At 74.5% G+C, this 26,329-nt stretch carries 23 protein-coding genes and 1 other RNA gene; 14 read left to right on the top strand and 10 right to left on the bottom strand.

Annotated elements, in window-relative coordinates; translation table 11 throughout:
* The first annotated feature begins 221 nt into the window (after nt 1-221).
* From ACWIX6_RS18345 to ACWIX6_RS18320, 6 genes are all read left to right on the top strand, one after another.
* The gene (locus ACWIX6_RS18345; protein WP_448613869.1) at nt 222-776 is read left to right on the top strand and encodes a carboxymuconolactone decarboxylase family protein; all 555 of its coding nucleotides are present in this window, start codon (nt 222-224) and stop codon (nt 774-776) included.
* A 270-nt stretch (nt 777-1,046) separates the two neighbouring features.
* Entirely contained in the window at nt 1,047-2,198 is a 1,152-nt protein-coding gene (locus ACWIX6_RS18340) for a magnesium and cobalt transport protein CorA (RefSeq protein ID WP_448613868.1), read from the top strand.
* Between the two features lie 124 nt (nt 2,199-2,322).
* Nucleotides 2,323-2,698, top strand: a transfer-messenger RNA (tmRNA) gene (ssrA, locus tag ACWIX6_RS18335).
* A 134-nt stretch (nt 2,699-2,832) separates the two neighbouring features.
* Nucleotides 2,833-4,758 (top strand): winged helix-turn-helix domain-containing protein, encoded by a 1,926-nt coding sequence (locus ACWIX6_RS18330; protein WP_448613867.1) that lies wholly within the window; start codon nt 2,833-2,835, stop codon nt 4,756-4,758.
* 108 nt (nt 4,759-4,866) lie between these two features.
* The gene (locus ACWIX6_RS18325; protein ID WP_448613866.1) at nt 4,867-5,415 is read left to right on the top strand and encodes a cupin domain-containing protein; all 549 of its coding nucleotides are present in this window, start codon (nt 4,867-4,869) and stop codon (nt 5,413-5,415) included.
* A gap of 100 nt (nt 5,416-5,515) precedes the next feature.
* Nucleotides 5,516-5,950, top strand: coding sequence for a MarR family winged helix-turn-helix transcriptional regulator (locus ACWIX6_RS18320; RefSeq protein WP_448613865.1), 435 nt, complete (start codon nt 5,516-5,518; stop codon nt 5,948-5,950).
* Nucleotides 5,951-5,971: 21 nt separating this feature from the next.
* Here ACWIX6_RS18320 and ACWIX6_RS18315 read toward each other — a convergent pair whose 3' ends face one another.
* Together ACWIX6_RS18315 and ACWIX6_RS18310 are read right to left on the bottom strand one after the other, a co-directional pair.
* A complete protein-coding gene (locus ACWIX6_RS18315) occupies nt 5,972-6,895 on the bottom strand; it encodes a universal stress protein (RefSeq protein ID WP_448613864.1) in 924 nt (307 codons plus the stop codon).
* A gap of 165 nt (nt 6,896-7,060) precedes the next feature.
* Nucleotides 7,061-7,888, bottom strand: a complete 828-nt coding sequence (locus ACWIX6_RS18310; protein WP_448613863.1) for an IclR family transcriptional regulator — start codon at nt 7,886-7,888, stop codon at nt 7,061-7,063.
* A gap of 90 nt (nt 7,889-7,978) precedes the next feature.
* Here ACWIX6_RS18310 and hutH point away from each other — a divergent pair, with 90 nt between their 5' ends.
* Together hutH and hutU are read left to right on the top strand one after the other, a co-directional pair.
* On the top strand, nt 7,979-9,532 hold the full coding sequence (hutH, locus tag ACWIX6_RS18305) for a histidine ammonia-lyase (RefSeq protein WP_448613862.1): 1,554 nt from the start codon (nt 7,979-7,981) through the stop codon (nt 9,530-9,532).
* A 32-nt stretch (nt 9,533-9,564) separates the two neighbouring features.
* Entirely contained in the window at nt 9,565-11,229 is a 1,665-nt protein-coding gene (gene hutU, locus ACWIX6_RS18300) for a urocanate hydratase (protein ID WP_448613861.1), read from the top strand.
* Between the two features lie 21 nt (nt 11,230-11,250).
* Here the strand turns inward: hutU and hutI are convergent, their stop codons facing one another.
* Genes hutI through ACWIX6_RS18285 form a run of 3 tightly spaced genes read right to left on the bottom strand, consistent with a single transcriptional unit; the run spans nt 11,251 to nt 15,010 of the window.
* Complete coding sequence (hutI, locus tag ACWIX6_RS18295; RefSeq protein ID WP_448613860.1) at nt 11,251-12,444, bottom strand: imidazolonepropionase; 1,194 nt, start codon at nt 12,442-12,444, stop codon at nt 11,251-11,253.
* On the bottom strand, nt 12,441-13,778 hold the full coding sequence (locus ACWIX6_RS18290; protein ID WP_448613859.1) for a formimidoylglutamate deiminase: 1,338 nt from the start codon (nt 13,776-13,778) through the stop codon (nt 12,441-12,443). The genes hutI and ACWIX6_RS18290 overlap by 4 nt, the downstream gene beginning before the upstream one ends.
* Nucleotides 13,769-15,010, bottom strand: a complete 1,242-nt coding sequence (locus ACWIX6_RS18285; protein WP_448613858.1) for an allantoate amidohydrolase — start codon at nt 15,008-15,010, stop codon at nt 13,769-13,771. The genes ACWIX6_RS18290 and ACWIX6_RS18285 overlap by 10 nt, the downstream gene beginning before the upstream one ends.
* A gap of 109 nt (nt 15,011-15,119) precedes the next feature.
* Here ACWIX6_RS18285 and ACWIX6_RS18280 point away from each other — a divergent pair, with 109 nt between their 5' ends.
* Nucleotides 15,120-16,121, top strand: a complete 1,002-nt coding sequence (locus tag ACWIX6_RS18280; protein WP_448613857.1) for an aldo/keto reductase family protein — start codon at nt 15,120-15,122, stop codon at nt 16,119-16,121.
* Nucleotides 16,122-16,193: 72 nt separating this feature from the next.
* Here the strand turns inward: ACWIX6_RS18280 and ACWIX6_RS18275 are convergent, their stop codons facing one another.
* Nucleotides 16,194-17,198 (bottom strand): potassium channel family protein, encoded by a 1,005-nt coding sequence (locus ACWIX6_RS18275; RefSeq protein WP_448613856.1) that lies wholly within the window; start codon nt 17,196-17,198, stop codon nt 16,194-16,196.
* A gap of 144 nt (nt 17,199-17,342) precedes the next feature.
* The gene (locus ACWIX6_RS18270) at nt 17,343-17,876 is read right to left on the bottom strand and encodes a MarR family winged helix-turn-helix transcriptional regulator (RefSeq protein ID WP_448613855.1); all 534 of its coding nucleotides are present in this window, start codon (nt 17,874-17,876) and stop codon (nt 17,343-17,345) included.
* A gap of 86 nt (nt 17,877-17,962) precedes the next feature.
* Here ACWIX6_RS18270 and ACWIX6_RS18265 point away from each other — a divergent pair, with 86 nt between their 5' ends.
* The 5 genes from ACWIX6_RS18265 to ACWIX6_RS18245 all read left to right on the top strand — a co-directional run bounded on the left by ACWIX6_RS18265 (nt 17,963) and on the right by ACWIX6_RS18245 (nt 23,180).
* Nucleotides 17,963-18,526 carry a YceI family protein gene (locus ACWIX6_RS18265; RefSeq protein ID WP_448613854.1) on the top strand — a complete coding sequence of 188 codons (564 nt, stop codon included), beginning with the start codon at nt 17,963-17,965 and terminating at the stop codon, nt 18,524-18,526.
* A 165-nt stretch (nt 18,527-18,691) separates the two neighbouring features.
* Nucleotides 18,692-19,030, top strand: a complete 339-nt coding sequence (locus tag ACWIX6_RS18260) for a hypothetical protein (protein ID WP_448613853.1) — start codon at nt 18,692-18,694, stop codon at nt 19,028-19,030.
* Nucleotides 19,031-19,232: 202 nt separating this feature from the next.
* On the top strand, nt 19,233-21,125 hold the full coding sequence (gene typA, locus ACWIX6_RS18255) for a translational GTPase TypA (protein ID WP_448613852.1): 1,893 nt from the start codon (nt 19,233-19,235) through the stop codon (nt 21,123-21,125).
* A gap of 471 nt (nt 21,126-21,596) precedes the next feature.
* Nucleotides 21,597-22,082: a DUF5994 family protein gene (locus ACWIX6_RS18250; protein ID WP_448613851.1), complete on the top strand. Its 486-nt coding sequence runs from the start codon at nt 21,597-21,599 to the stop codon at nt 22,080-22,082.
* 123 nt (nt 22,083-22,205) lie between these two features.
* Complete coding sequence (locus tag ACWIX6_RS18245) at nt 22,206-23,180, top strand: NAD-dependent epimerase/dehydratase family protein (protein WP_448613850.1); 975 nt, start codon at nt 22,206-22,208, stop codon at nt 23,178-23,180.
* A gap of 143 nt (nt 23,181-23,323) precedes the next feature.
* Here ACWIX6_RS18245 and ACWIX6_RS18240 read toward each other — a convergent pair whose 3' ends face one another.
* From ACWIX6_RS18240 to ACWIX6_RS18230, 3 genes are all read right to left on the bottom strand, one after another.
* Entirely contained in the window at nt 23,324-24,343 is a 1,020-nt protein-coding gene (locus ACWIX6_RS18240; RefSeq protein ID WP_448613849.1) for a sulfite exporter TauE/SafE family protein, read from the bottom strand.
* Between the two features lie 277 nt (nt 24,344-24,620).
* The gene (locus ACWIX6_RS18235) at nt 24,621-25,622 is read right to left on the bottom strand and encodes an anion permease (RefSeq protein ID WP_448613848.1); all 1,002 of its coding nucleotides are present in this window, start codon (nt 25,620-25,622) and stop codon (nt 24,621-24,623) included.
* A 7-nt stretch (nt 25,623-25,629) separates the two neighbouring features.
* Nucleotides 25,630-26,247, bottom strand: a complete 618-nt coding sequence (locus tag ACWIX6_RS18230) for a DUF47 domain-containing protein (RefSeq protein WP_448613847.1) — start codon at nt 26,245-26,247, stop codon at nt 25,630-25,632.
* Nucleotides 26,248-26,329 lie beyond the last annotated feature (82 nt).

Here is a 26,329-nt window from a genome sequence, read left to right as displayed (position 1 = left end):
CACCGGGTGGGTCGGTCCGTCAGGTCGTCCCGCGTCGTCGTTGCCGGGGCCAGGTCTCGCCCGCGGGCCGGCCGGGTCGTCGAGCGATCGGGTGGCCGCGCGGTCGTCGCCCCACCCTACCCACGCGGTGCGCTCGGTGACGGTGGACGCCGGGTGGTGTACTGCCCCGGGAGCGGGCCGACGGGAGGATGCTGCGGCGGCCCGGAGGGGGAGGGGACCGGATGACTGGCCTGGCCCGGCTGCCGGACGCACCCGAGGACGGCGACCCGGCGGTGCGGGCGGCGGCCGCGGCGCTGCGCGCCCGGCGCGGCGGGGAGCTGTCCGGTCTGGACCGGATGCTGCTGCACAGCCCGCCGGTGGCGGAGGGCTGGAACGCGCTGCTCGGGGCGCTCCGGAACCGGACGACGCTGAGCCCGGACCTCACCGAGCTCGCGGTGCTGCGGATCGCGGTGCTCAACGGAGCCGACTTCGAGTGGACGGCGCACGTGCCGGCCGCCCGCCGGGCCGGGGTCACCGAGGACCAGCTGGCCGCGCTGCGCCGGCCCGAGCCGGCCGGCGACCCGGGGTTCTCCCCGGCGCAGCAGCTGGTGCTGCGGTTCACCGACGCCTCCACCCGGGACGTCGCCGTCCCCGACGGGCTGTTCGACGCCCTGCGGGAGCACCTGGACGACCGGCAGCTGGTCGAGCTGACGGCCACCGTGGCCGGGTACGCGATGGTCTCCCGGTTCCTGGTGGCGCTGCGGGTGCCACCGCCGGCCGGGGGAGTCGACGGCTGACGTCGTCCCCGGCCGTTCACCCGATGGACGGACAGCAGGAGTGCCCGCAGGTGGCACGGCGTGTCACCATGGACGACGGCCCGCGGACGCCGGGCCGTCCGACATGGGGAGGAGGGGCCGTGCGCATCGGGTCCGCTCGCAACGAGCCCCCCAGTCCGAGTCCCGGGGTCCCCTCCCGCTGACCGCCCGGTCCGGTGCCGACCGCTGGGTGTGCCGCCGACGGGGACCGCTCCGACGTCCCCGTCCCCGCGTCCCCCACCGGAGCCCGTCGTGACCGACCGCCGTCGCGTGCCGCTGAGCACCCCCTACACCGCGCTGTCCTCGCTGACCCGCCGGAGCCGTCCGGTCGTGACCCGGCTGCCCGACCGGGCGCCGGTCGAGCCGCCGGTGAGCCGGCCTTCGCCGATGGTGGACAACGCCGTCTACGCCGCCGGCCGGCGGATCGCCACGCCGACCTCGGCCGCCGAGAGCCACGAGTGGCTGGAGGAGGGCTTCGAGGACCGGATGGTGTGGCTGGGCCTCTACCGGCCCGAGCCGGCCGAGCTCGGGGAGCTGGCCGAGCAGTACGACCTGCCCGAGCTCGCCGTCGAGGACGCGATCAAGGCCCACCAGCGGCCGAAGTTCGAGCGCTACGGCAACACGCTCTTCGTCGTCCTCAAGGCCGCCCGGTACCTCGACGCCGCGGAGGAGGTGGAGTTCGGCGAGCTGCACCTGTTCCTCGGCGCGGACTTCGTGATCACCGTCCGGCACAGCGAGTCGCCGGACCTGGCCCGGGTGCGCCGGCGACTGGAGAGCGACCCCGAGCTGCTGGCCCGGGGGAGCGAGGCGGTGCTGTACGCGATTCTGGACGCCGTCGTCGACGGGTACGCCCCGGTCGTGTCCGGGCTGGCCAACGACATCGACGAGATCGAGGTCGAGGTCTTCGGCGGGGACCCGGGGGCGTCGCGGCGCATCTACGAGCTGTCCCAGGAGGTGCTGGACTTCCAGCGGGCGGTGCAGCCGCTGACCGGGATCCTCGCCGCCATCACCGCCGGGTTCGAGAAGTACCACGTCGACGAGGAGCTGCGCAGCTACCTGCGGGACGTCGCCGACCACGTCACGCAGGTCACCGAGCGGGTGGAGGGTTTCCGGCTGCAGCTGCGCGACATCCTCACGGTGAACGCCACGCTGGTCGCCCAGCGGCAGAACGACGAGATCCGCGAGCTGACCGAGGCGAGCATCGCCCAGGGCGAGGAGGTCAAGAAGATCTCCGCCTGGGCGGCCATCCTCTTCGCGCCCACCCTGGTCGGCACGGTCTACGGGATGAACTTCGAGGACATGCCCGAGCTGTCCTGGCACCTGGGCTACCCGATGGCGCTGGTGCTGATGGCCATGGTGAGCGTCGTCCTGTACCTGGTCTTCAAGCGCCGCGACTGGATATAGGACCCCGCTGCCCCCCACCGCTCGCAAGCTCGCGGCGGGACCCTGCAGCGGGGCCGGGAGTGTTCGGCGCGGCTGGGGAACAGATCCGGCTCGGCACCCGTTACCCTGGTCGCACAACTGCACAGGGGGTGATTGGTCTCGACTTCGGTCGTTTGACCAGGGGAAGCGAGCCGAGGAAGGCAACGATGATCTCGTTAACCATCCGTTGCAAAACACCAAGCGCCGATTCCAATCAGCGCGACTTCGCTCTCGCTGCCTGATAAGCAGCTAGGCGAGTCTGTCAGCCCGGGTTCGTCATCGACCCGGTCCCTGGCATCAGCTAGATGACTCACTGCGCGTGCCGGTCGCGGGTACGCGTGGGACACCAAACAGCGACTGGGCCCGTCACACCGACTCGTTCGCATGATCGGTGGGGTCGAGCAGAGGCACAGCGAACTGCGCTCGGAGAAGCCCTGGTGAGGCGTCGGAGGACGCGGGTTCGATTCCCGCCACCTCCACACGAGATCCCCGTTCCACCACGTAGGGCCCGGTCAGCCGACCGGGCCCTACGTGCGTCCTCCTGTCGAGCTCCGCCTCCCCGCCGGAGGGGCGCGATGCCCTGTCGGGTCGAGGACGGCGATCCCATACTGACCACGTGGTCCGGCCAGCCCTGAGGGTGGGGCGCGCACTCGTCGGTCGCCAGGCGGAACTGCAGGACCTGGCCGACCTGGTGGACGACGGCGCGGGACGCGTCGGCTACCTGCACGGCATCGCGGGGAGCGGTAAGTCCGTGCTGCTGCGCCGGTTCCTCCGTGCCCAGCGGGACGCCGGTGCCGACGTGGTCGAGGTCGACTGCCGGACCGTGGAGCCGACCGATCGCGGCCTGCTGCAGGCCATCGGTGGCTTCAGAGACGTCCACCAGCTGGTGACGCGTCTCCGGCCGTCGTCGTCCCCGGCGGTGCTGGCCCTGGACTCCTGCGAGGACTGTCGGCCGATGGACACCTGGCTGCGTCAGATGCTGGTACCGGCATTGCCGCACGGGGTGACGCTCCTCCTGGCCGGACGCATCCCTCCGCCCGCGGGCTGGTTCACGGTGGAGGGCTTCCACAGCCTGCCGATCGGACCCCTGGACGAGGCGGACTCCCTCCGGCTGCTGCACCAGCTCGGCGTGCCGGCGGCTGACGCGGTCCGGCTGAACCGGGTCGCCCGGGGGCACCCGTTGGCCCTGACCCTGGCGGCCGCGGGCATCGCGGAGCACCCCCAGCTGGCCGTCGAGGACGCGGCCACGGCCCGTGTCGTCGACGAGCTCGCCCGGTCCTACCTCGACGGTGAGCACGACGTGCTGATCCGACGTGCGCTGGAGGCGGCGTCGGTCGTCCGGCGCGCAACCGGCTCCGTCCTGTCGGCGATGCTCCCGGGCACCGACGGGGACGACGCCGTGGACCGGCTGCTCGCCCTGCCCTTCGTCGAGAGCTGTCGTGACGGGCTCGTCGTCGACGACGCGGTGAAGTCGGCCATCGCGGACCACCTGCGTGGCTCGCACCCGCTGAGGTACCTCGCCCACCGGCGCGCGGCCTGGCGTGAGCTCCGGGTCGAGGCCAGGGAGGCGCCGCCGCACGAGCTGTGGCGCTACACGGCGGACCTGCTCTACCTCGTCGACGACCCGGCCGTCCGGGGGGCCTTCTTCCCCAGCCGCACGGCGCCGGTGGCCGTCGAGCCGGCACGTCCCGGCGACGCCGCGGCCGTCCGGTCGATCGCCCGCCGCCACGACGGCGCCGACTCCGCCGCGGTCACCCAGCGGTGGTGGGACGTCGCGCCGCACTGCTTCTCCGTCGTCCGCGACCGCCGGGGCGACGTCGCCGGCTTCTCCATCCTGCTGAACTCGGGGCTCCTGCACACCTGCCCGGTCCCGGGCGACGTGGTCACCGCGGCCTGGCTCCAGGACCTGTGGGACCGCCCGCTGCCTCGCGGACAGGTGGCCCTGGGCCTCAGACAGTGGCTGGACACCGAGCACGGCGAGTCACCCTGCGCGTCCCAGGCCGCCTGCTGGCTCGACGTCCAGCGGAGCTGCATGGCCCTGCGTCCGGCACTCAGGCGGATGTACGTCGCCGTCCCCGACGCTGCGACCTACTGGCCCGTGGTCCAGGCACTCGGCTTCCGTCCGCTGCCGCAGGCCGACTCTCCCGAGGACGACAGGTGGTGCACCAGCGCCGTCCTCGACCACGGCCCCGAGTCGGTGGACGGCTGGCTGGCGTCGCTCGTCGGGAGGGAGCTCGGGCTGTGTCAGGGGCCGGAGGTCGACGAGGACACCCGCGAGCTGATGGTCCAGGGCCGCTCGTGCGTCCTGACGCCACTGGAGTCCGGGCTGTTCCGGCACCTGTGCGGTCGTGCAGGGCGGCCCGTCACCCGACCGGAGCTGCTGCGCGAGGTCTGGGGCACGGAGTTCACCGGGGGCAGCAACGTCGTGGACGCCGTGGTGCGGACGCTCCGGGTGAAGCTGGGTCCCGGGGCGGACGTCGTCCAGACGGTGCGGGGTTCCGGGTACCGGCTCCGCGCCGACTGGCACGACCAGCTGAGCTGAACGGACCTCATCGAAGTCTCATCCGCTCCTCATCCACCCTGCCCGGCACCGTCCTAGCGTCGGCATCGCCCGCCGCCGGGCGGGACCTCGAGCGTCAGGGAGGCAGTCGTGCGACCTGGAGTGGCGACGCAGACGAAGGTGACCGCGGTCGGTCTCGGCGCAGTGCTGGCCTTCGCACTGTCGTCGGGAGCCGCCTACGCGGACTCCGATGACGGCCCGGGCGACGGCATCGCGCCCATCCCCCCGGTGGCGCCCCTGCAAGGCGCCCTGCTGACCCAGGGATCGGCAGGCGAGTTCGAGCTGGAGGACGAAGAGGCCGGCGTGGAACTGGAGGTCACCGAACCGACGGACGTCGCCATGGTCCAGGTCACCGTCTCGCCGGGGAGCTCCACGGGCTGGCACGCCCACGCCGGACCCTCCATGGCGGTCGTGGCGAGCGGGACGCTGCGGCTGATCGAGCCGACGCACGGGAAGGGCGAGGACGACCACGGCTGCCGGGAGGAGACCTTCACCGCCGGGACCGCGTTCGCGCACCCGGCCCACGTCCACAACGTCGCCAATGACGGCACCGAGCCCACCGTCGTGTACCTCACCTACTTCCTGCCGGAGGGGACGACCCCGGCGCTGATCCCGGCCGACCCGCCGCCCGGCTGCTGACCGCAGCGGCTGACCGCCGGCGTCCGCGCTGCCGGGATCGGGGGTCGGCCGCGGATATCGTGACCCGCGTGGACGTGCGCCTGCCCGCCGGAGTCGCCGGGTGACCGTCGACGGTGCACCCGAGGACGCCGAGCCGCTGACGAAGGAGGACTTCGAGGCGCTGGCCAGGTTCCGGTCCGCGATCCGGCGCTACCTCCGCTTCAGCGAGGAGACCGTCCGGGCGCACGGCGCCACGCCGCAGCAGTACCAGCTGCTGCTGGCGCTCAAGGGCTTCCCCGGCCGCGAGTGGGCCACGGTCGGAGAGCTGGCCGACCGGCTGCAGCTGCGGCACCACAGCGTCGTGGAGCTGGTCTCCCGGGCGCAGGGCCAGGGCCTGGTCCGGCGGGGCGAGGACCCGGCGGACGGCCGCGTCGTGCGGGTGACCCTCACCGCCGCGGGCGACCAGCTCCTCGCCCGGCTGGCCGCCCTGCACCGCGACGAACTCCGCCGGATGGACTCCGCCCTCACACCGCCGACCTGGCACGGCGCCGGCTGACCCGCGCGGTCCGCGGTGTCATCACCGGCCCACCGGCCGGGCCGTCGGCCGCTCGGCGCACCGGACGCCGACGACGGCCACCGGTGCGAGCGCGTCCCGGGCGACCCGGCGGCTGACCGAGCCGAACAACCGGCTCTGCACCGGACCCCGGCCGCGGCACCCCAGCACGACCAGCGCTGCCCCGCGGGAGGCCGTGACGAGCGCCGCGGCCGGGTCGCCGCGCACCACCCGGCGCTGCACCGGCACGTCGGGGACCCGGGTGCACCAGCAGTCCAGCACCCGGTCGAGCTCCTGGGTGGCCTCTGCCGCGATCACCGCGGCGGCGCCGCAGGCGCCCTCCAGGTCGGCGGGGGCGTCCGGTGACCAGGTGTGCAGGGCGGTCAGCGGCACACCCCGCTGCGCGGCGGCCCGGAAGGCGAAGTCGACGGCCGGGACGCAGGACCTGGTGGCGTCGATGCCGACCACCACGCGGGGCACCGCCGGGGCGCCCGGCGCCCGAGGCCGCGCCCGGACGAGGACGACGGGACAGGACGCCCGGGCGGCCACCCGGCCGTACAGCACGTCGGCGGGTCGCCCGTGCGGGCCGGTGCGGTCGCGTCCGCCGAGCACCAGCAGTGCGGCGTCCCTGCTCTGCTCGACCAGCAGCCGGGCCGGCGCGCCGGTGAGCACGTGACCGGACACCGGCAGGTCGGGTGCCACGGCGGCGGCCCGGTCGAGGGCCACCGCGACCAGCTCGGAGGCCACCACGCCGGGCATCGGGGGAGCGGCGACCGGCGGCATCAGCCCGTAGGGGTCGACCACCAACCGGGGCGGCACGGCGTGCACCACGCGCAGCGGTGCCCCGCGGCTGGCCGCCTCGGCGGCCGCCCACACCACGGCGTCACCCTCGGCCGCACCGGCGCCGACCGCCACGACGACCGGGAGGGGCTCCTGCCCGTCCGGCACCCTGCGTCCCTGGTCCCTGAGCACGGTGGACCTCCTCGCGGTGGCCTCGCTCCCGCCCCACGGGGTGAGAGCCGCAGCCGGAATATCGTAACCCGATACGGTTCCGGAGCGGTCGCCGTCCGGCCGCGGGTCCTCCGGCCCATGCGGGTCCCGGTGGCGGACGGGTCAGCGGGGCGGCGGACGTCGCTGGGCGGTCTGCGGGAGGCGCCCGCCGAGCCGCCGGGTCAGCTCGGACGCCGCCCGCGCCGTGCGGACCGCCATGCGCTCCCGGGTGACGTCGTCCACCGCGTCGGATGGGAAGGTGACCGCCGTCCCCGCCACCGGGTGGCCCGTGTGGTCGTAGACCGCGGCCGCGACCGAGGCGAACCCGGGGGTGACCTGACCGTCCTCGGTGGCGTAGCCGGTCTGCCGGACCTCGGTGAGCAGCCGGCGGAGCGCGGACAGCGAGCGCGGTCCGGTGCCGTGGCGCTCGACGAAGGCGCCGACGTCGGGGAACAGAGCCCTGACCTGCGCCGGGGGCAGGTGGGCCAGGACCGCCCGGCCGCTGGCGGTCAGCTGGGCGGGGAGCCGGACGCCGACGTCGGTCACCAGGGCCGGCCGCCCGGGGGCGCGCTCCTCCACCACGTAGAGGACCTCGCGCCCGTGCAGCACCGCGAGGTGGGCGGTGTGGCCCACCGCGTCGACCAGCCGGCCGAGCACCGGGCGGGCCAGCCGGGCCAGCGGCTCCTGCCGCATGTACGCGCTGCCCAGCTCGAACGCGCTCACCCCCAGGCCGTACCGGCGCTCCTCGGGGAGGTGGACGACGAAGCCGGCCGCCTGCAGCTCGGCCAGCAGGTGGTAGGTGGTCGACCGCGGCAGCCCCAGGTCCCGGGCCAGCGCCGCGGCAGGCGCCGGGCCCGGCTGGCGGGCCAGTGCCTGCAGCAGGGCCAGCGCCTGCCGGGCGGCCGGCACCCCACCGCGACCGGCCGGTCGGGTGCCGGGGTCCTGGGCCACGGCCGGAGGGTAGGCGAATGTCTGGGATACGGGACAGCCCGGCGCCGCAGGTGATGGTGGTCGGCCCGCCCCCGGGTGTGCCATGGAGGGGTGGGATCTGAGCAGATCGAGGTGAGCTGCGGCCCGGTCCGGCCCGAGGACGTCGTCCGGGTGGCCCGCGACGGCGTCGGTGTCCGGCTGGCCGCCGGCGCCCTGGAGGAGATCGCCCGCAGCCGGGCGGTGGTCGAGGCGCTCGCCGGTGACGACCAGCCGCACTACGGGGTGTCCACCGGCTTCGGCGCGCTGGCGACCCGGCACATCCCCGTGCCGATGCGGGCCCAGCTGCAACGCAGCCTGATCCGGTCGCACGCCGCCGGCAGCGGCCCGGAGGTCGAGCGCGAGGTCGTCCGGGCGCTGATGCTGCTGCGGCTGTCGACGCTGGCGACCGGCCGGACCGGGGTGCGCCCGGAGACGGCGCGGGCCTACGCCGCGCTGCTGGACGCCGGGCTGACGCCGGTCGTCCACGAGCACGGGTCACTGGGCTGCTCGGGCGACCTCGCGCCGCTGTCCTCCGTCGCCCTGGCCGTCACCGGTGAGGGCGACGTGCGCGACGCCGAGGGCACCCTGCGGCCGGCCGGCGAGGCGCTGCGCGAGCACGGCGTCGAGCCGGTCGTGCTGGCCGAGAAGGAGGGCCTCGCGCTCATCAACGGCACCGACGGGATGCTCGGCATGCTGGTCCTGGCGCTGGCCGACCTGCGCCGCCTGCTCGGCACCGCCGACGTCGCCGCGGCGATGAGCGTCGAGGCGCTGCTGGGCACCGACGCCGTCTTCGCCGCGGACCTGCAGGCGCTGCGCCCCCACCCCGGCCAGGCGGACTCGGCGGCCAACCTCCGGGCGCTGCTGGCCGGCAGCGGCGTCATGGCCAGCCACCGGGGGCCGGAGTGCACCCGGGTGCAGGACGCCTACTCGCTGCGCTGCGCCCCGCAGGTGCACGGCGCCGCCCGCGACACCGTCGCCCACGCCGCCGCGGTCGCCGAGCGGGAGCTCGCCTCGGCCGTCGACAACCCGGTCGTCACCCCCGACGGGCGGGTGGAGTCCAACGGGAACTTCCACGGCGCCCCGGTCGGCTACGTCCTGGACTTCCTGGCCATCGCCGTGGCCGACGTCGCCGGCATGAGCGAGCGGCGGACCGACCGGTTCCTCGACGTCGCCCGCAACCACGGCCTGCCGCCCTTCCTGGCCGAGGATCCCGGCGTCGACTCGGGGCTGATGATCGCCCAGTACACGGCCGCCGGCATCGTCAGCGACCTCAAGCGGCTGGCGGTGCCGGCCAGCGTCGACTCCATCCCGTCCTCGGCGATGCAGGAGGACCACGTCTCGATGGGCTGGGCCGCCGCCCGCAAGCTGCGCCGCGCGGTCGACGGGCTCACCCGGGTCCTGGCCATCGAGGTGCTCACCGCCGCCCGGGCCCTGGACCTGCGCGCCCCGCTGCGGCCGGCGGCCGCCACCGCGGCGGTGCGCGACGCCGTCCGCGCGGCCGGGGTGCCCGGACCCGGCACCGACCGGTACCTCGCGCCGGAGATCGAGGCCGTCGTCCGGGCCGTGCACACCGGCGCCGTCCTCGCCGCCGCGCAGTCCGCACTGCCCGACCACCGACTGTCCTGACCCCGATCCGACTCCCGAGGAGGAACCGACACATGGACGGAGCACGACCGGTCCGCGCCGCGCGCGGGACCACGCTCACCGCCCGCAGCTGGCAGACCGAGGCACCGCTGCGGATGCTGCAGAACAACCTGGACCCCGCGGTCGCCGAGCGCCCCGACGACCTGGTCGTCTACGGCGGCACCGGCCGGGCCGCCCGGGACTGGGCCAGCTTCGACGCCATGGTCCGCACGCTGACGACGCTGGCCGACGACGAGACGATGCTGGTCCAGTCCGGCCGGCCGGTCGGCGTGATGCGCACCCACGAGTGGGCGCCGCGGGTGCTGATCGCCAACTCCAACCTGGTCGGCGACTGGGCCACCTGGCCGGAGTTCCGCCGGCTGGAGCGGCTGGGCCTGACGATGTACGGGCAGATGACCGCCGGGTCGTGGATCTACATCGGCACCCAGGGGATCCTGCAGGGCACCTACGAGACCTTCGCCGCCGTCGCCGCGAAGCGGTTCGGGGGCACGCTGGCCGGCACGCTCACGCTCACCGGCGGCTGCGGCGGCATGGGCGGCGCCCAGCCCCTGGCCGTCACGCTGAACGGCGGCGTCTGCCTGGTCGTCGACGTCGACGCCGCCCGGCTGCGCCGCCGCGTGGAGCACCGCTACCTCGACGAGGTGGCCGACGACCTGGACGACGCCGTGGCCCGGTGCCTGGCGGCGAAGCGCGAGCGGCGGGCGCTGTCGGTCGGGCTGGTGGGCAACGCCGCGACCGTGTTCCCCGAGCTGCTGCGCCGAGGGGTGGAGATCGACGTCGTCACCGACCAGACCTCCGCGCACGACCCGCTGTCCTACCTGCCCGAGGGCGTCGACGTCGCTGACTGGCAGGACCTCGCCGAGGCCAAGCCCGAGGAGTTCACCGACCGGGCCCGGGCGTCGATGGCGCGGCACGTCGAGGCGATGGTCGGCTTCCTGGACGCCGGGGCGGAGGTGTTCGACTACGGCAACTCCATCCGCGACGAGGCCCGGCTGGGCGGGTTCGACCGGGCCTTCGCCTTCCCTGGGTTCGTGCCGGCCTACATCCGGCCGCTGTTCTGCGAGGGCAAGGGCCCGTTCCGCTGGGCAGCGCTGAGCGGGGACCCGGAGGACATCGCGGCCACCGACCGGGCCGTGCTCGACCTCTTCCCGGACGACGACCACCTGCAGCGGTGGATCCGGGCGGCGCAGGACCGGGTGGCCTTCCAGGGGCTGCCGGCCCGGATCTGCTGGCTGGGGTACGGCCAGCGCGACGCCGCGGGCCTGCGGTTCAACGAGATGGTCGCCTCGGGGGAGATCTGCGCACCGGTGGTGATCGGCCGGGACCACCTGGACTGCGGGTCGGTGGCCTCCCCCTACCGGGAGACCGAGGCGATGGCCGACGGCTCGGACGCCATCGCCGACTGGCCGCTGCTCAACGCCCTGGTGAACACCGCCTCCGGTGCCAGCTGGGTGTCGATCCACCACGGCGGCGGCGTGGGCATCGGGCGGTCGCTGCACGCCGGCCAGGTGAGCGTGGCCGACGGCACCGAGCTGGCCGCGGCCAAGCTCGCCCGCGTGCTGACCAACGACCCCGGGACGGGCGTGATCCGGCACGTGGACGCCGGCTACGACCGCGCGGAGGACGTCGCGCGGGAGCGGGGCGTCCGTATCCCGATGCGGGAGGCCGGCGGCGCCTGAGCCAAGGGGTGCCGGTCGCCGTCAGACGGCCGGCACCCCACCCCGCCACACCCGGGCGACGAGCGGGACACCGGGCCGGTAGGACAGGTGCACGTGCGAGGGCGCGTCCAGCAGGACGACGTCGGCCCGGGCGCCGACGCCCAGGTGGCCGACGTCGGTGCGCCGCAGTGCCTGCGCGCCGCCCAGGGTGGCGGCCCACACCGCCTCGTCCGGCGTCATCCCCATGTCCCGGACGGCGACGGCGATGCAGAACGGGATGTTGGTGGTGAAGCTGGAGCCGGGGTTGCAGTCGGCGGCGAGCGCCACGGTGACCCCGGCGTCGAGGAGCCGGCGGGCGTCGGGGTAGTCGGCGCGGGTGGAGAACTCCGCTCCGGGCAGCAGGGTGGCGACCGTCGCGCTGCCGGCCAGCGCCTCGACGTCCGCATCGGTCACGTGCGTGACGTGGTCGGCGGAGGCGGCGTCGAACTCCACCGCGATCTGCACGCCCGGTCCGGGGCCGAGCTGGTTGGCGTGCACCCGGGGCCGCAGCCCCCGGGCGACGCCCGCGCGCAGGACGGCGCGGGTCTGGTCGCCGTCGAAGGCGCCGCGCTCGCAGAAGACGTCGACCCACCGGGCCGCCGGTGCGCAGGCGTCGAGCATCGCCGAGCAGACCAGGTCGACGTAGTCGTCGGGGTGGTCGGCGTACTCGGCCGGGACGACGTGCGCACCGAGGAACGTGACCTCCTCGGTGTGCGCCGCGGCGACGTCCAGGCTGCGCCGCTCGTCGGCCACGGTGAGGCCGTAACCGGACTTGCACTCGAGGGTCGTGGTCCCCGACCGCAGCGCCTCCGCGACGAGCGCGGCCGTCCGGCGGCCGAGCTCCGCGTCGGACGCCGCCCGGGTGGCCTCGACGGTCGTCCGGATCCCGCCGGCGGTGTACGGCCGGCCGGACATCCGGGCGGCGAACTCGGCCGTGCGGTCGCCGGCGAACACCAGGTGCCCGTGGCTGTCCACGAACCCGGGCAGCACCGCGCGGCCGCCGGCGTCGACGCGCTCGCGGGCTGCCTGCTCGGGGACCGCGCGCCGGGGCCCGGCCCAGGCCACGACGCCGCCATCGAGCACCAGCGCCGCGTCCCGGACGATCCCCAGCGGCCCTTCGCCGAGACCGGGGTCGTTGGTGACCAGGCTGCCGATGCCGTCGACGAGCACGCTGCCCCCGGCCTCGGCGCCGGTCACGGCAGGACCGCCGCGATCGCCGAGCCCAGGGCGCCGGCCACGTCGCCCACGGCGGTGTGCCGTCCGCCGGTGACCACCCGGCGGCCGCCGACGACGACCTCCCGGACGTCGGGGGCGGCGGCGGCGAACAGCACCGACTCGAGCAGCGTCTCCGGTCGCGCCCCGGCCAGCCGCACCGAGCCCAGCCCGACGGTCACCAGGTCGGCGAGGGCCCCCACGGCCAGCCGCCCGGCGTCGGGCCAGCCCAGGGACGCGGCGCCGTCGCCGGTGGCGGCCCGGAGGAGGTCCGGGGCGCTCCAGTGCCCGCGCCGCTCGGACGCCAGCCGCTCGTGCAGTTCCACCCCGCGGGCCTCCTCGAACAGGTCGACGACGGCATGGCTGTCGGTGCCCAGCGACAGCGGGGACCCCGCGTCGGCCAGCCGCCGGGCCGGCCCGATGCCGTCGGCGAGGTCCCGCTCGGTCGTCGGGCACAGGCAGACGGTGGTCGCGGACGTGCCGAGCGTGCTGACGTCGGCCGGCGTGAGGTGCGTGGCGTGCACCGCGGAGGTGTGCGGCCCCAGCGCCCCGGCGTCGGCGAGCAGCTGGGTCGGTGTCCGGCCCGAGGCGGCGAGGCAGGCCTCGTTCTCGGCGCGCTGCTCGGACAGGTGGACGTGCAGCGGGGCGCCGCGCTCGTCGGCCCAGGCCACCACCGTGGCCAGCTGGTCCTCGGGCACCGCGCGGACCGAGTGGACGGCGGCGCCGATCCGGGCCCCCGGCGAGCCCTGCAGCGCCGCGGCCCGCTCGGCCCAGCGCGCGGCGTCCCCGTCGCCGAAGCGGAGCTGCGGACCCTGCAGCGCCGTCCCGATGCCTCCGCGCAGGTAGCAGGCGTCCAGCAGGGTGATCCGGATGCCGGCGTCCTCGGCGGCGGCCAGCAGCGCCTGCCCCATGGCGTTGGCGTCGGCGTAGGGGACGCCGTCCGGGCCGTGGTGCAGGTAGTGGAACTCCCCGACGCAGGTGATCCCGGCCAGCGCCATCTCCGCGTAGGTGGCCCGGGCCAGCGCGTGGTACGAGTCGGGGGTCAGTCCGGCAGCGACGGCGTACATGTCCTCCCGCCAGGTCCAGAAGGTGCCCCCGCCGCGGTGGGTGCGGCCGCGCAGCGCGCGGTGGAACGCGTGGCTGTGGGCGTCGACCAGCCCGGGCAGGGTCACGCCGGCCAGGTGCACCGCGTCGGCGGGGCGGTCGGTGCCCGGGCGCAGTGCGGTGATCCGCTCCCCGGTGACCTCGATCAGCACGTCGTCCTCGACCCGGTCCCCGCCGAGCCACGCGGAGTCGGCGAAGAACCTCGTCACCGGCATGCCAGGTCCTCCAGCACCGTCGCGAGCGCCCGGACGCCGGCGACGCAGTCCTCGGCGGTCGCGTGCTCGGCCGGGCTGTGGCTGATCCCGGTCGGGTTGCGCACGAACAGCATGGCGGTGGGCACCCGGGCGGCCAGGACCCCCGCGTCGTGGCCGGCGCCGGTGGGCAGCTCGGGGACCCCGCCGAGCAGCGTGCCGATCCGGTCGCGCAGCCGCGGGTCGAAGTCCACGACGGGGGACCAGGACTCCCGGGTCACCTCGACCGTCGTGCCGTGCGCACGGGCGGCGTCCTCGGCGGCTGCGGTGATGCCGGCGACGAGCCGCTCGACCGTGGCGCCGTCCGGCGCGCGGCCGTCCAGCCACGCCTCGACGCGGGAGGCGATGGCGTTGGTGCCGTTGGGGGAGATCTGCACCTTGCCGAAGGTGGCCACCGCGCCGGTCTGCTCGGCGAGCGTCCGGGCGGCCAGCACGGCGACGGCGTACGGCAGCATCGGGTCCCGCCGGTCTGCCAGCCGGGTGGTGCCGGCGTGGTTGGCCTCCCCGTCGAACCGGCAGCGCCAGCGGCCGTGCGGCCAGATGCCGGTGGCCACCCCGACCGGCCGGCCGGCGTGCACCAGCCCCTGGCCCTGCTCGACGTGCAGCTCCACGAACGCACCGATCCGGGCGAGGGCCTCGTCGTCCCGCCCCAGCGCCCGCGGGTCGGCGCCGGCGCGCTGCATCGCCTCGGCCAGCGGAACGCCGTCCCGGTCGCGCAGGGCTCGGGCCCGGTCCGGGTCGAGCGTGCCGGTGAGCAGCCGGCTGCCGACGCAGGCCACGCCGAAGCGCGCCCCCTCCTCGTCGCTGAAGGCCGTCACCGCGACGGGCCGGTCGGGTGCTGCACCGCGGGACCGCAGCTCGTCCACGGCCAGGAAGCCGGAGACCACCCCGAGAGGGCCGTCGTAGCCGCCGCCGTCGGGAACGCTGTCCAGGTGGCTGCCGGTCACCACGGCCCCGGGCCCCGGCTCGCCCCACCAGGCCCAGAGGTTGCCGTTGCGGTCCTGCTCGGAGGACATCCCCCGCCGGCCGGCCTGGTCGGTGAACCACTCCCGCAGCTCCCGGTCCGCCGCGGTCCAGGCGAACCGCCGGTAGCCGCCCGTCGTCCGGTCGCGGCCGACGTCGGCCAGGTCGGTCCAGGTGGCGGCGAAGCGCCGGTCCAGCGACTCCGCCGGACCGGCGGCGTGGAGTGCGTCCATGCGCCCATCGCACACCGTCGGGACGGCGCGTCCCAGCCCTGCGCGGCCACGCCTGTCCGGCATCCCAGACGGAACGGACGGCGGGGGGAGGCGCGGGTACCGGCGGGGCATGGAGTCCCGACACCTGGGCCGCAGCGGCCTGAAGATCAGCGAGCTCACCTACGGCAACTGGATCACCCACGGCGGGCAGGTGGAGGCCGACGCGGCGACCGCCTGCGTCCGGGCGGCGCTGGACGCCGGCATCACCACCTTCGACACCGCCGACGTCTACGCCGAGGGGCGGGCCGAGGAGGTGCTGGGCAAGGCGCTCGCCGGCGAGCGGCGCAGCCGCATAGAGATCTTCAGCAAGGTCTACTTCCCGGCCGGGGACGGCGTCAACGAGCGCGGCCTGTCCCGCAAGCACGTCCGCGACTCGATCGAGGGGACGCTGCGCCGGCTGGGCACCGACTACCTGGACCTCTACCAGGCCCACCGCTACGACCACGAGACCCCGCTCGAGGAGACGATGGAGGCCTTCGCCGCCGTCGTGCACGCGGGCAAGGCGCTCTACATCGGCGTCTCCGAGTGGCGTGCCGAGGAGATCCGGGCCGCCAAGGTGCTGGCCGACGAGCTCCGCGTGCCGCTGGTCTCCAACCAGCCGCAGTACTCCGCGCTCTACCGGGTGCCCGAGGGCGAGGTGATACCGGCCTGCCGCGAGCTGGGCATCAGCCAGGTCGTCTACTCCCCGCTCGCGCAGGGCGTGCTCACCGGCAAGTACCGGCCCGGCGAGCCGGTGCCGGAGGGGTCGCGGGCCACCGACGAGAAGGGTGGCGGCGCCCGGTTCATCCAGCGCTGGATGAAGGACGACGTCCTCGAGCGGGTGCAGGAGCTCGAGCCGGTGGCCGCGGACCTCGGGCTGTCGATGGGCGCGCTGGCGCTCGCCTGGGTGCTCCAGGAGGAGAACGTCGCCGCCGCGATCATCGGCGCCAGCCGCCCCGAGCAGGTGACCGACAACGTCAAGGCCTCCGGCGTGCGGCTCGACCCCGAGGTGAAGCGGCGGATCGACGACGTCCTGGCCCCGGTGGCGGTGACCGACCCGGCGATCACCCGGAGCCCCGACCCGCGGCCCTGACCGGGTGCCGGCCCGGGCCTGCCCGGTCCCGTGCGGTGCCCGGGCGCACGATCGTGCGCCCGGGCACGGCGCTCAGCGGCGGGACTTGACGACGACCAGGACGTCCTCGGACTGCAGGGTGCCGATGAGCGGGTCGTCGAAGCGGAGCGTCCGGCCACCGCGGGTGACGGACAGGACGACGTCGCGCAGGGACCGGGCGTCCAGGCCCACCTCCGACTGCGCCGCCGGCCGCTGCACCAGGTCCAGCCCACGCCCGGCGGTGAGCAGGTCCTCCACAACCGCCACCACCCGGGGGCTGTCCGTGGACAGGCCGAGCAGCCGCCCGGCCGCCGCGGACGACGTGATCACCGAGTCGGCGCCGGACTGCCGCAGCAGGCTGGCGTTCTCCTCCTCGCGCACGCTGGCCGTGATCGGCACCGTGGGGTTGAGCTGGCGGACGGTGAGGGTGATCAGCACGGCCGCGTCGTCCCGGCTGGCTGCGACGATGACCGCCCGGGCCTTCTCCACCGCCGTGCGCCGGAGCACCTCGGCGCGGCCGGCGTCCCCGACCACGGCGGTGAACCCGGCCGAGCTGGCCTCCTCGACCGCCGCCGGGTTGGAGTCGACGACCAGGATCTGCCCGGCCTCGGTGCCGTTGCCGAGCAGGGCGCGGATGGCGCTGCGGCCCTTGGTGCCGTAGCCGCACACGATGACGTGCTGGCGCACGCGGGACCTCCAGCGTCGGATCCGGAACTCCTCCCGGGAGCTCGCGGTGAGCGCCTCGAGGGTCGTGCCGATGAGGATGAGCAGGAACATGATCCGCAGCGGCGTGATCACGAGGATGTTGACCAGTCGCGCGCCGGGCTCGACCGGCGTGATGTCGCCGTACCCGGTGGTGGAGAGGGTCACCGTGGCGTAGTAGGTGGCGTCCAGGACGCTGATCTCGCCGCCGCCGTTGTCCCGGTAGCCGTCCCGGTCGAGGTAGACGATCAGCACGGTCAGCGCCAGCACGATGGCGGCGATGACCACCCGGCGACCCACCTGCCGGGTGGGGGACTGCTCGACGTGCGGGAGGTGTACGCCGCTGTGGTCGGTCACCACGGCAGCGCGATCCGGCGGGCCGGACGGACGCAGGTCACCGGCGCAGAGTAGTGACCCCGCGAGCGCCGCGCGGCCGGGCGCGGACCGGGACACCCCCTCCGGGTGGGCCGCACCGGGCGGGTGCCGACCGGCGGCGCAGGGTCAGCGGTCCTGCAGGTGCCGCAGCAGCGTCCCCCCGATGTCCTGCAGCGCGGCGACCTGTGCCGGGCTCAGCTGGTCGAACAGGTGGGTGCGGACGCTCTCCACGTGCACCGGCGCAGCGGCCTCCAGAGCCGCGAAGCCCTCGTCGGTGAGGACGGCGAGCTGGCCGCGGCCGTCCTCGGGACAGACCTGGCGGCGGATCCAGCCCCGCTCCTCCAGCCGGGTGACCGCGTGCGACAGCCGGCTGCGCGAGGACAGGCTGAGGTCGGCGAGCTGGCTCATCCGCATCCGGCGCTCGGGCGCCTCGGAGAGCTGCACCAGGATCTCGTAGTAGGCGTGCGAGATGCCGGTCCCCCGGGTGAGCTCGCGGTCGAGCCGCTCCTGCAGCAGCTGGGTGCTGTAGAGCCAGGCGCGCCAGGCGCGCTGCTCCTCGGCGTCCAGCCAGCGGGTCGGTCCCGCGGTGCCGGCGGGGGTCGGCCCGGTCAGCGGTGGGTCTTCCTCGGACGGGCAGCTCGACGACGGCGACGCGCTCATGTTCCTCAGGGTACTGGCGGAATAATCAAGTTCTCAACTACGCTCACCGCAGCAGTCAGTCAAACGCTCAACCAGATGGAGACACCATGACCAGCAGCACCACCGTCCAGATCCCCGGCTACGTCGTCGGCACCTGGGACATCGACGCCAGCCACTCGACCGTCGGCTTCTCGGTCCGGCACATGATGGTCAGCAAGGTCCGCGGCTACTTCCGCGAGTTCTCCGGCGAGATCGTCACCGCCGCGAACCCGGCCGACTCGACCGTCACGGCCACCGTGGACATGGACTCGATCGACACCCGGCAGGAGCAGCGGGACGCCCACATCAAGTCCGCGGACTTCTTCGACACCGGCAACCACACGGTCATGACCTTCCGCTCCACCGCGGTGCGCAACCACGGCGAGGACTGGACCGTCGAGGGCGACCTCACCATCAAGGGCATCACCAAGCCGGTCACCCTGGCTCTGGAGCTCAACGGCTTCGGTCCCGACGCCTACGGCGGCACGCGGGCCGGCTTCAGCGGCAAGACCGAGATCTCCCGCAAGGAGTTCGGCGTGGACATCGACATGCCGATGGACGGCGGCGGCGTCGTCGTCGGCGACAAGGTCTCCATCGAGCTCGAGATCGAGGCCGTGCTCCGCTCTGCGTGAGCAAGGACCCCTCTGCCCCCCACGCCTCGCAGGCTCGGCGCGGGACCCTGCAGAGGGGCCGCCCGCGCGCAGGTGTCGGGATGCAGGGCCCCGGGTGACCGTTCCCCGGGGCCCTCGCCGCGTTCTGGCCGCGGCGTCGTCATGTCGAGGAGGACACTGGGCGACATGTCGACACCGTCGCTGACGCGGGCGCAGACCCGTTTTCCCTCCGCCGTCCCCGTCGCGCTGGGCCTGGCCGCCGGCTTCGGAGTTGCCCAGGCGACCGGCGTCCGGGCGCTGGGCGGGGCGCTGTTCGTCGGGGGCGGGCTGGCCGCCGCGTGGCTCTGGCACCGCCGCCGCGGAGCCGCCGTGGCACTCGGCCTCGGTGTCGCCTACGTCGCCGCGTTCGTGCTGGCGCACGTGCTCGCCCTCGGCGTCGGGTGGCCGTCCTGGTTGGCCGTCGGTGTCGTCACCGCCGTCGCGGCCGGGCTCGCCTGGGTGGTCGCGGACCGGCCGGCGCCCTGAGGCCTCGGTCCAGAGGCTCGTCCCGAGCCTGCGAGGGATGAGGGGGACCGAGGTCCTTCCTGAGTGCCTGACCGGTCACAGCCGGCCGGAAGGCGCCGTTCGGTCGCCTAGAATGGGAAGGTCGCCGGCTCGGCGGCCGTTGTACCCGTGTCCGGCGCCACCGCGCGGACGCCCCCACGCGACCCCCGAGGTGCCTCTCCGCATGCCCACCCGCAACGACCTGCGCAACGTGGCGATCATCGCCCACGTCGACCACGGCAAGACGACCCTGGTCGACGCCCTGCTCCGGCAGTCCGGAGCGCTGCACCGGGCCAAGGGCGAGGGGACCGACAACGACTCGACGCAGGACCGGGTCATGGACTCCATGGACCTGGAGCGCGAGCGCGGGATCACCATCCTCGCCAAGAACACCGCCATCCGGCTGGCCGACGCCGACGGCAACCCGGTGATCGTCAACATCGTCGACACCCCCGGCCACGCCGACTTCGGCGGCGAGGTGGAGCGCGGCCTGTCCATGGTGGACGGCGTCGTCCTGCTCGTCGACGCCTCCGAGGGCCCGCTCCCGCAGACCCGCTTCGTGCTCCGCAAGGCGCTGGGCAAGGGGATGCCGGTCATCCTGGCCGTGAACAAGACCGACCGGTCCGACGCCCGCATCGCCGAGGTCGTCGACGAGTGCTACGAGCTCTTCCTGGAGCTGCTGGAGGACGCCGGCCTGCCCGCCGAGGCGCTGGAGTTCCCGATCGTCTACGTCCAGGGCAAGACCGGCCAGGCGTCGCTCAACCGTCCGGCCGACGGCACGAGCCCGGACAGCCCGGACCTGCAGCCTCTGGTGCAGACCCTGCTGGAGACCATCCCGGCGCCGACCTACGACGCCGAGGAGCCGCTGCGCGCGCAGGTCACCAACCTCGACGCCTCGCCCTACCTCGGCCGGCTCGCGCTGCTGCGCATCCACTCCGGTGAGATGAAGAACGGCCAGCAGGTCGCCTGGTGCAAGGTCGACGGGACCGTCCAGCGGGTCAAGATCACCGAGCTGCTGATGACCGAGGGCCTGGACCGCACCAGCGCCGACAGCGCCGGCCCCGGCGACCTGGTCGCCATCGCCGGCATCGAGGACATCATGATCGGCGACACCCTCGCCGACCCGAACGACCCCCGCCCGCTGCCGCCGCTGACCGTGGACGAGCCGTCGATCTCCATCACCATCGGGATCAACACCTCGCCGATCTCCGGCAGGTCGGGCAAGAAGCTCACCGCCCGGCTGATCAAGAACCGTCTCGACCAGGAGCTGGTCGGCAACGTGTCGGTGCGGATGCTGCCCACCGACCGTCCCGACACCTGGGAGATGCAGGGCCGCGGCGAGCTGGCGCTGGCGATCCTGGTCGAGCAGCTGCGCCGCGAGGAATTCGAGCTCACCGTCGGCCGGCCCACCGTGGTGACCAAGGAGATCGACGGCAAGCTGCACGAGCCGGTCGAGCGGGTCACCATCGACACCCCGGGGGAGTACGTCGGCACGCTCACCCAGGCGCTCGCCGTCCGGCGCGGTCGGCTGGAGAACCTGGTGCACCACGACACCGGGTGGGCGCGGATGGAGTACATCGTCCCCTCGCGCGGCCTGATCGGTTTCCGCACCGAGTTCCTCACCGAGACCCGGGGCACCGGCGTCCTCAACCACAACCTCGAGGGCTACGAGCCGTGGCTCGGCGACATGCGCGCCCGGCCGACCGGGTCGCTGGTCGCCGACCGGACGGGTGTGGCGACCACGTACTCGATGTTCTCGCTGCAAGAGCGCGGCCAGCTCATGGTGCAGCCGGGCACCGAGGTCTACGAGGGCATGATCGTCGGTGAGAACTCCCGTCCGGACGACATGGACGTGAACATCACCAAGGAGAAGAAGCTCACCAACATGCGCAAGTCCACCTCCGAGGAGCTGGAGCGGCTCATCCCCCCGCGGCTGCTCAACCTGGAGCAGGCGCTGGAGTTCTGCGCCGAGGACGAGTGCGTCGAGGTCACCCCGGCGACGGTGCGGGTCCGCAAGGTCGTGCTGGACCAGACCGAGCGGGGCAAGGCCAAGAACCGCAAGCCCAAGCCCGCCTGAGGAAGGACCCCCTCCTTCCCACCCCTCGCAAGCTCGGGGCGGTGCCCGGGAGGGGGCCTGACCGCTGCCCCCACCGATCGCACGCTCGCGGCGGGACCCTGCAGCGGGGCCTGACCCTCCTTCCCACCCCTCGCAAGCTCGGGGCGGTGCCCGGGAGGGGGCCTGACCGCTGCCCCCCACCGCTCGCCAGCTCGCGGCGGGACCCTGCAGCGGGGCCGTAGCGCCCCCGTCGCCCCCGTGGTGGCGGGGGCGTCGTCGTCCGGGCAGGGAGTGCCGGGACGGACGGGACAGCTGTGGCGACTGTCGTCGGCGAGTCACGCTGCGTGCAGACCTGCCGTAGGCCGCAGACACGTCCCGCCGGCTCCCCGGTGGCGCGCCGGGGTGTCGGCGCCGGGGTCGTAGCTTCCGCACTGGAGGGGTGTCCGCGGCCTGCCGCGCGCCCGGGGGAACAGGACGAGAGGTGGTCGACCCATGACCAGCGGGCGCGCAGCGGGGTTCCGGAACGGCATCGACGTGCGGCTGCGGCTCCGAGTCGAGGGGACCACCGCCGAGACGGCGTTCGACGGGGCCTGGTGGCCGCGCAGCCGCGACCTCGCCGGAGAGCTGCCCGAACTGGTCGCCGCCCTGGAGCTGCTCGGCGTGCGGATCGAGCGGTTCACCCACCCCGTGCAGCCGTGGGAGACCGTGCCGCCGCGCAAGGTGGCCGTCAACGGCCGCGTCGTCCGTACCGGGGCCTTCGCCACCATGCACCCGCAGCTGGTGTCGATGACCGCCGAGGGCGGCCGCCGGATCGACCTCCTCGTGGTGCCGCCGGAGGCCGACGCGCTCACCGGCGTGCGTGCCCTGCGGATGAGCGGGCAGCGCGACGAGCGCAGCACGCCGCAGTACGTCCTGGCCGCGGCCGGCTCCCGCCCGGTCCCCGAGGTCGCGCACCTGTCCGGTCGCCGGGCGGTCTGAACAAGGACCCTTCGCCCCTCCTCGCCACTCGCAGGCTCGCGGCGGGCCCCCGCAGGGTGGTTTGAGCTACGCCGCGAGTGAACCGGCTGGACGGCGACCGGCGGCCTGCACTGGGGTGGGGCCATGCGACTCCTCGTGCTCGGCGGCACCCACTTCCTCGGCCGGCACGTCGCCTCCGCGGCGCTCGAGCGCGGACACGAGGTGGCCACCTTCACCCGCGGCGTCTCCGGGGAGCCGCCGGCCGGTGCCCGGGCCCTGCACGGCGACCGGGACGACCCGGCGGCCCTGCCCGCCGCGCTGGACGGCTGGGCGCCGGAGCTCGTCGTCGACACCTCCGGCCAGACCCGGGCCGCGGCGGACAACGCGGCGGCCGCCCTGGCCGGCGTCGATGCCTACGCGTTCGTCAGCAGCCTCAACGCCTACCGCACCTGGCCGCCCGGCCCCGTCCCCGACGAGGACCAGCCGACCTGGGACACCCCCGACGACGACTACGGACCGAACAAGGCGTACAGCGAGCGGGTGCTCGGGGCGGCCCTGGGGGAGCGGTTCCTCACCGCCCGCGCCGGGCTGATCGTCGGCCCGCACGACCCGCTGTACCGGCTCGGCTGGTGGCTGGACCGCATCGCCGCGGGCGGGCGCGTGGTCGTGCCGGAGACGCTGGACCAGCCCATCGCGCTGGTGGACGCCCGGGACCTGGCCGGCTGGCTCGTCGAGGCCGTTGAGCGCGGGCTCTCCGGAGCGGTGAACGCCACCGGCCCCGCCGGCATGACCACGCTCGGCGGGCTGCTGGAGACCTGCCGCCAGGTCACCGGCAGCCAGGTCAGCTGGGAGCCCGTCCCCGAGGCCGACCTGCTGGCGGCCGGCGTCCAGCCGTGGGTGCACCTCCCGCTGTGGCTGCCTGCGGACGTCGCCGGCACGGCCTGGGACGTGGGCACCCGCCGGGCCCGGGAGCTCGGCCTGCCCTCCCGCCCGGTGCGCGACTCGGTGGCCGACACCTGGGCGTGGATGCGGACCGGCCGGCGTCCGGAGCCCCCGGCGGGCCGGGAGCTGCCCGGCCTCCCCGCCGACCTGGAGGCCGCCCTGCTCGCCACCCACTGAGCCGCCGAGAGGCCGACCCCGGCGACGGTGCACGCTCGCGGAGGGTTCCCGGCGGGGATCCCGCCGTCCGCGTGCACCGTGGAGCGGCCCCCTCCAGGGCACCGCCCCGAGCCTGCGAGGGGCGGGGAGGAGGGGGTCCTTCCTCAGTCCCGGGGGTCCTGCGGGCGACCGCCGGGGACCGGGTCGAGCTCCGCGGCCCGCGGCGCGACCCGGTTGGCCACCGGCTCGGCGTCCTCGACCACGTGGCCGGCGACGATCCGGCCCGCCTCGGCGGCGCGGGCGTCGGCCGCCTCCTGCACCCGGTCCTTGCGGTGCTCGCGGAAGGAGTGCGCGACCGCGGCGGCCCAGACGGCGTACAGGACGGCGTAGGCGGCGTACCGGACCGGGTCCGCGGCGTCGATCCAGTCGCTGCGCAGCAGGGTGCGGGTGTTGGTCAGGATGATCGCGCCGCCGACCAGCGACCCCAGCATCCGCGGGGGCACGTGGCGCACCAGCCACGCGGCGACGGGGGCGGCGACCATGCCGCCGACCAGCAGCCCGGCGACCCAGACGAAGTCGATGCCCTGCGAGCCCAGGGCCAGCAGGAAGCCCACGCTGGCGGCCAGGGCGACGAGGAACTCCGAGGTGTCGATCGAGCCGATCACCTTGCGCGGCTCCATCCGGCCGCTGGCCAGGATGGCGGGCGTGCCGACCGGGCCCCAGCCGCCGCCGCCGGTCGCGTCGACGAAGCCGGCGACCAGGCCGAGCGGGCCGAGGAAGCGCTTGCGCATCGGCTTGCCGATGTTGCGCCGGTCGACCCCGCGGAGGGTGAACCGGACGAGCAGGTAGACGCCCAGGGTGAGCAGGATCAGCGACATGACCGGAGCGGCCACCTCGGTGGAGAGGCTGGACAGCACGGTGGCCCCGACGAAGGCGCCCACGGCTCCGGGGAGGCCGATCCTGGCGACGACCTTCCAGTCGACGTTGCCGAACTTCCAGTGGGCGACGCCGGACATCAGCGTGGTGCCGATCTCGGCGAGGTGCACCGAGGCCGACGCGGCGGCGGGGTTGGTGCCCAGCGCGAGCAGGAGGGTGGTCGACGTGACGCCGTAGGCCATGCCCAGGCTGCCGTCGACCAGTTGGGCGCCCAGGCCGACGAGGGCAAGCAGGACGAGGGTCTTCACAGAGGTGCTCCGGGGGAGAAGTGCAGGCGCGCGCGAACGGCGCTGCCGTGCAGTGCTGACAGGGAGGCGCGCCTAGCGGCGCGAGAGGGTCAGCAACCCGGACAACGGGCGGTGCAGACGCGGAGGAGGTCGATGTGCAGGCGGCCCACGAGGAGCTCGCCGGGCATCGCCGTCGTCCGCATGGCGATATGTCTACCATGTTGGTGGACTTGAGCCGAACGTGGTCGGCGAGTCGCACGTCCGCACCTCGGCGTCGGCCGGCCGACGCCGAGGTGGGTCAGCCGATGACGGCGTTGGTGATGAAGAACGCCACGGCGGCGACGGCGGCAGCGGCCGGCAGGGTCACGATCCAGGCGATGACGATGTTGCCCGCCACCCCCCAGCGCACCGCGGACAGCCGCCGGGTGGCCCCGACGCCCATGATCGACGTGGTCGTGATGTGCGTGGTCGAGACCGGCACGGCGAAGACGGTGGCCGTGGTGACCATGACCCCGGAGGCCACGGTCTGGGCGGCGAAGCCGCCGGTGGGCGTGAGCTGGATGATCCGCCGGCCCATCGTCCGGATGATCCGGAAGCCGCCGGCGTAGGTGCCGGCAGCGATCGCCAGGGCGGCGGCCAGGATCACCCAGAACGGGACGTCGAAGGTGTCGATCTCCCCGGCGGTGACCAGCGCCAGCGTGATGATGCCCATCGTCTTCTGCGCGTCCTGCATCCCGTGGCCCAGGGCCATGGTCGCGGAGCTGACGATCTGGGCGTAGCGGAAGCCGCGCTCGGCCTTGTGCGCGTTGGCCCTCCGGAAGGACCACAGCAGCGCGAGCATGACCAGGTAGCCCAGGCCGAAGCCGACCAGCGGCGACAGGATCATCGGGATGACGACCTTGTCCAGGATGCCCATCCACTGCACCGAGTGGGCGGCGGCCAGCGCGGCGCCGACGAGGCCGCCGATCAGCGCGTGCGACGACGAGGACGGCAGCCCGTAGTACCAGGTGATCATGTTCCAGGTGATGGCCCCGATCAACGCGGCGAACACCAGCTGCAGACCCTCGCTGCCGGTGGGTGCGTCGATGATGCCGGCGCCGACCGTCTTGGCCACGCTGGTCGAGATGAGCGCCCCGACCAGGTTCATCACCGCGGCCAGCGCCAGCGCGGTCCGCGGGGTGAGCGCCTTGGTGGAGACGGCGACGGCGATCGAGTTGGCGGCGTCGTGGAAGCCGTTGGTGTAGTCGAACACCAGGGCGACGACCACGATCACGACGAGGGCGACGAAGAGCCCGTCCATGGTGGGCTCAGGACTCCTTGACGGCGATGGTCTCGACCACGTTGGCCACGTGCTCGAAGGCGTCGGCGGCCTCCTCGAGCTGGTCGGCCACCTCCTTGAGCTTGAGGATCTCCAGCGCGTCGAACTCCCCGGAGTAGAGCCGGGACAGCAGCCGGCGGTAGAGCTTGTCCGCCTCGTTCTCCAGCCGGTTGACCTCGATCCAGTAGTCGGAGAGGTCCTTCATCGACCGCAGCCGGGGCATCGCCTCGGCGGTGACCTGGGCACAGCGCTGCAGCAACGCCACCTGCTGCCCCATCTCGGCCGGCAGCGTGCCCAGCTTGGTGAGGACGACGAGGTCGGCGGCGGCCTCGACGCAGTCCATGACGTCGTCGAGGTCGCTGGCCAGCTTGTAGATGTCCTCGCGGTCGAACGGCGTGACGAAGCTGGAGTTCACCTGCCGGAAGATGGCGTGCGTCGCCTGGTCCCCGGTGTGCTCGAGGTCGCGCAGTCGCCGGCCGAGCTCCTCCCGGCGGGTGTGCTCGTGCACGAACTCGCCGAGGACGTCCATCGCCGTCACCAGGTTGGCCGCCGAGACGGTGAACATGTCGTAGAAGCTCGAGTCCTTGGGCGTGATCCTGAATCGCACGCTGTGCTCCGGTGGGTGAGAGGCGGAGGTCCACCGCGCCTGGCGGCGGGGTGGCCGTCGGGGAGCATAGGTCGCCCTGTGG

This window comes from Modestobacter sp. URMC 112 (assembly GCF_053502575.1).
Note: the sequence above shows the minus strand (reverse complement) of the source record. Positions and strands in the feature narration are given on the sequence as shown.

What these genes read in the sequence shown, in the direction of transcription:
- ACWIX6_RS18280 (WP_448613857.1), top strand. Translation starts at nt 15,120, where the DNA reads ATGGAGTCCCGACACCTGGGCCGCAGCGGCCTGAAGATCAGCGAGCTC.
- ACWIX6_RS18260 (WP_448613853.1), top strand. Translation starts at nt 18,692, where the DNA reads ATGTCGACACCGTCGCTGACGCGGGCGCAGACCCGTTTTCCCTCCGCC.
- ACWIX6_RS18235 (WP_448613848.1), bottom strand. Translation starts at nt 25,622, where the DNA reads ATGGACGGGCTCTTCGTCGCCCTCGTCGTGATCGTGGTCGTCGCCCTG.
- hutU (WP_448613861.1), top strand. Translation starts at nt 9,565, where the DNA reads ATGGACGGAGCACGACCGGTCCGCGCCGCGCGCGGGACCACGCTCACC.
- ACWIX6_RS18245 (WP_448613850.1), top strand. Translation starts at nt 22,206, where the DNA reads ATGCGACTCCTCGTGCTCGGCGGCACCCACTTCCTCGGCCGGCACGTC.
- ACWIX6_RS18250 (WP_448613851.1), top strand. Translation starts at nt 21,597, where the DNA reads ATGACCAGCGGGCGCGCAGCGGGGTTCCGGAACGGCATCGACGTGCGG.
- ACWIX6_RS18285 (WP_448613858.1), bottom strand. Translation starts at nt 15,010, where the DNA reads ATGGACGCACTCCACGCCGCCGGTCCGGCGGAGTCGCTGGACCGGCGC.
- typA (WP_448613852.1), top strand. Translation starts at nt 19,233, where the DNA reads ATGCCCACCCGCAACGACCTGCGCAACGTGGCGATCATCGCCCACGTC.
- ACWIX6_RS18265 (WP_448613854.1), top strand. Translation starts at nt 17,963, where the DNA reads ATGACCAGCAGCACCACCGTCCAGATCCCCGGCTACGTCGTCGGCACC.
- ACWIX6_RS18345 (WP_448613869.1), top strand. Translation starts at nt 222, where the DNA reads ATGACTGGCCTGGCCCGGCTGCCGGACGCACCCGAGGACGGCGACCCG.
- ACWIX6_RS18290 (WP_448613859.1), bottom strand. Translation starts at nt 13,778, where the DNA reads ATGCCGGTGACGAGGTTCTTCGCCGACTCCGCGTGGCTCGGCGGGGAC.
- ACWIX6_RS18270 (WP_448613855.1), bottom strand. Translation starts at nt 17,876, where the DNA reads ATGAGCGCGTCGCCGTCGTCGAGCTGCCCGTCCGAGGAAGACCCACCG.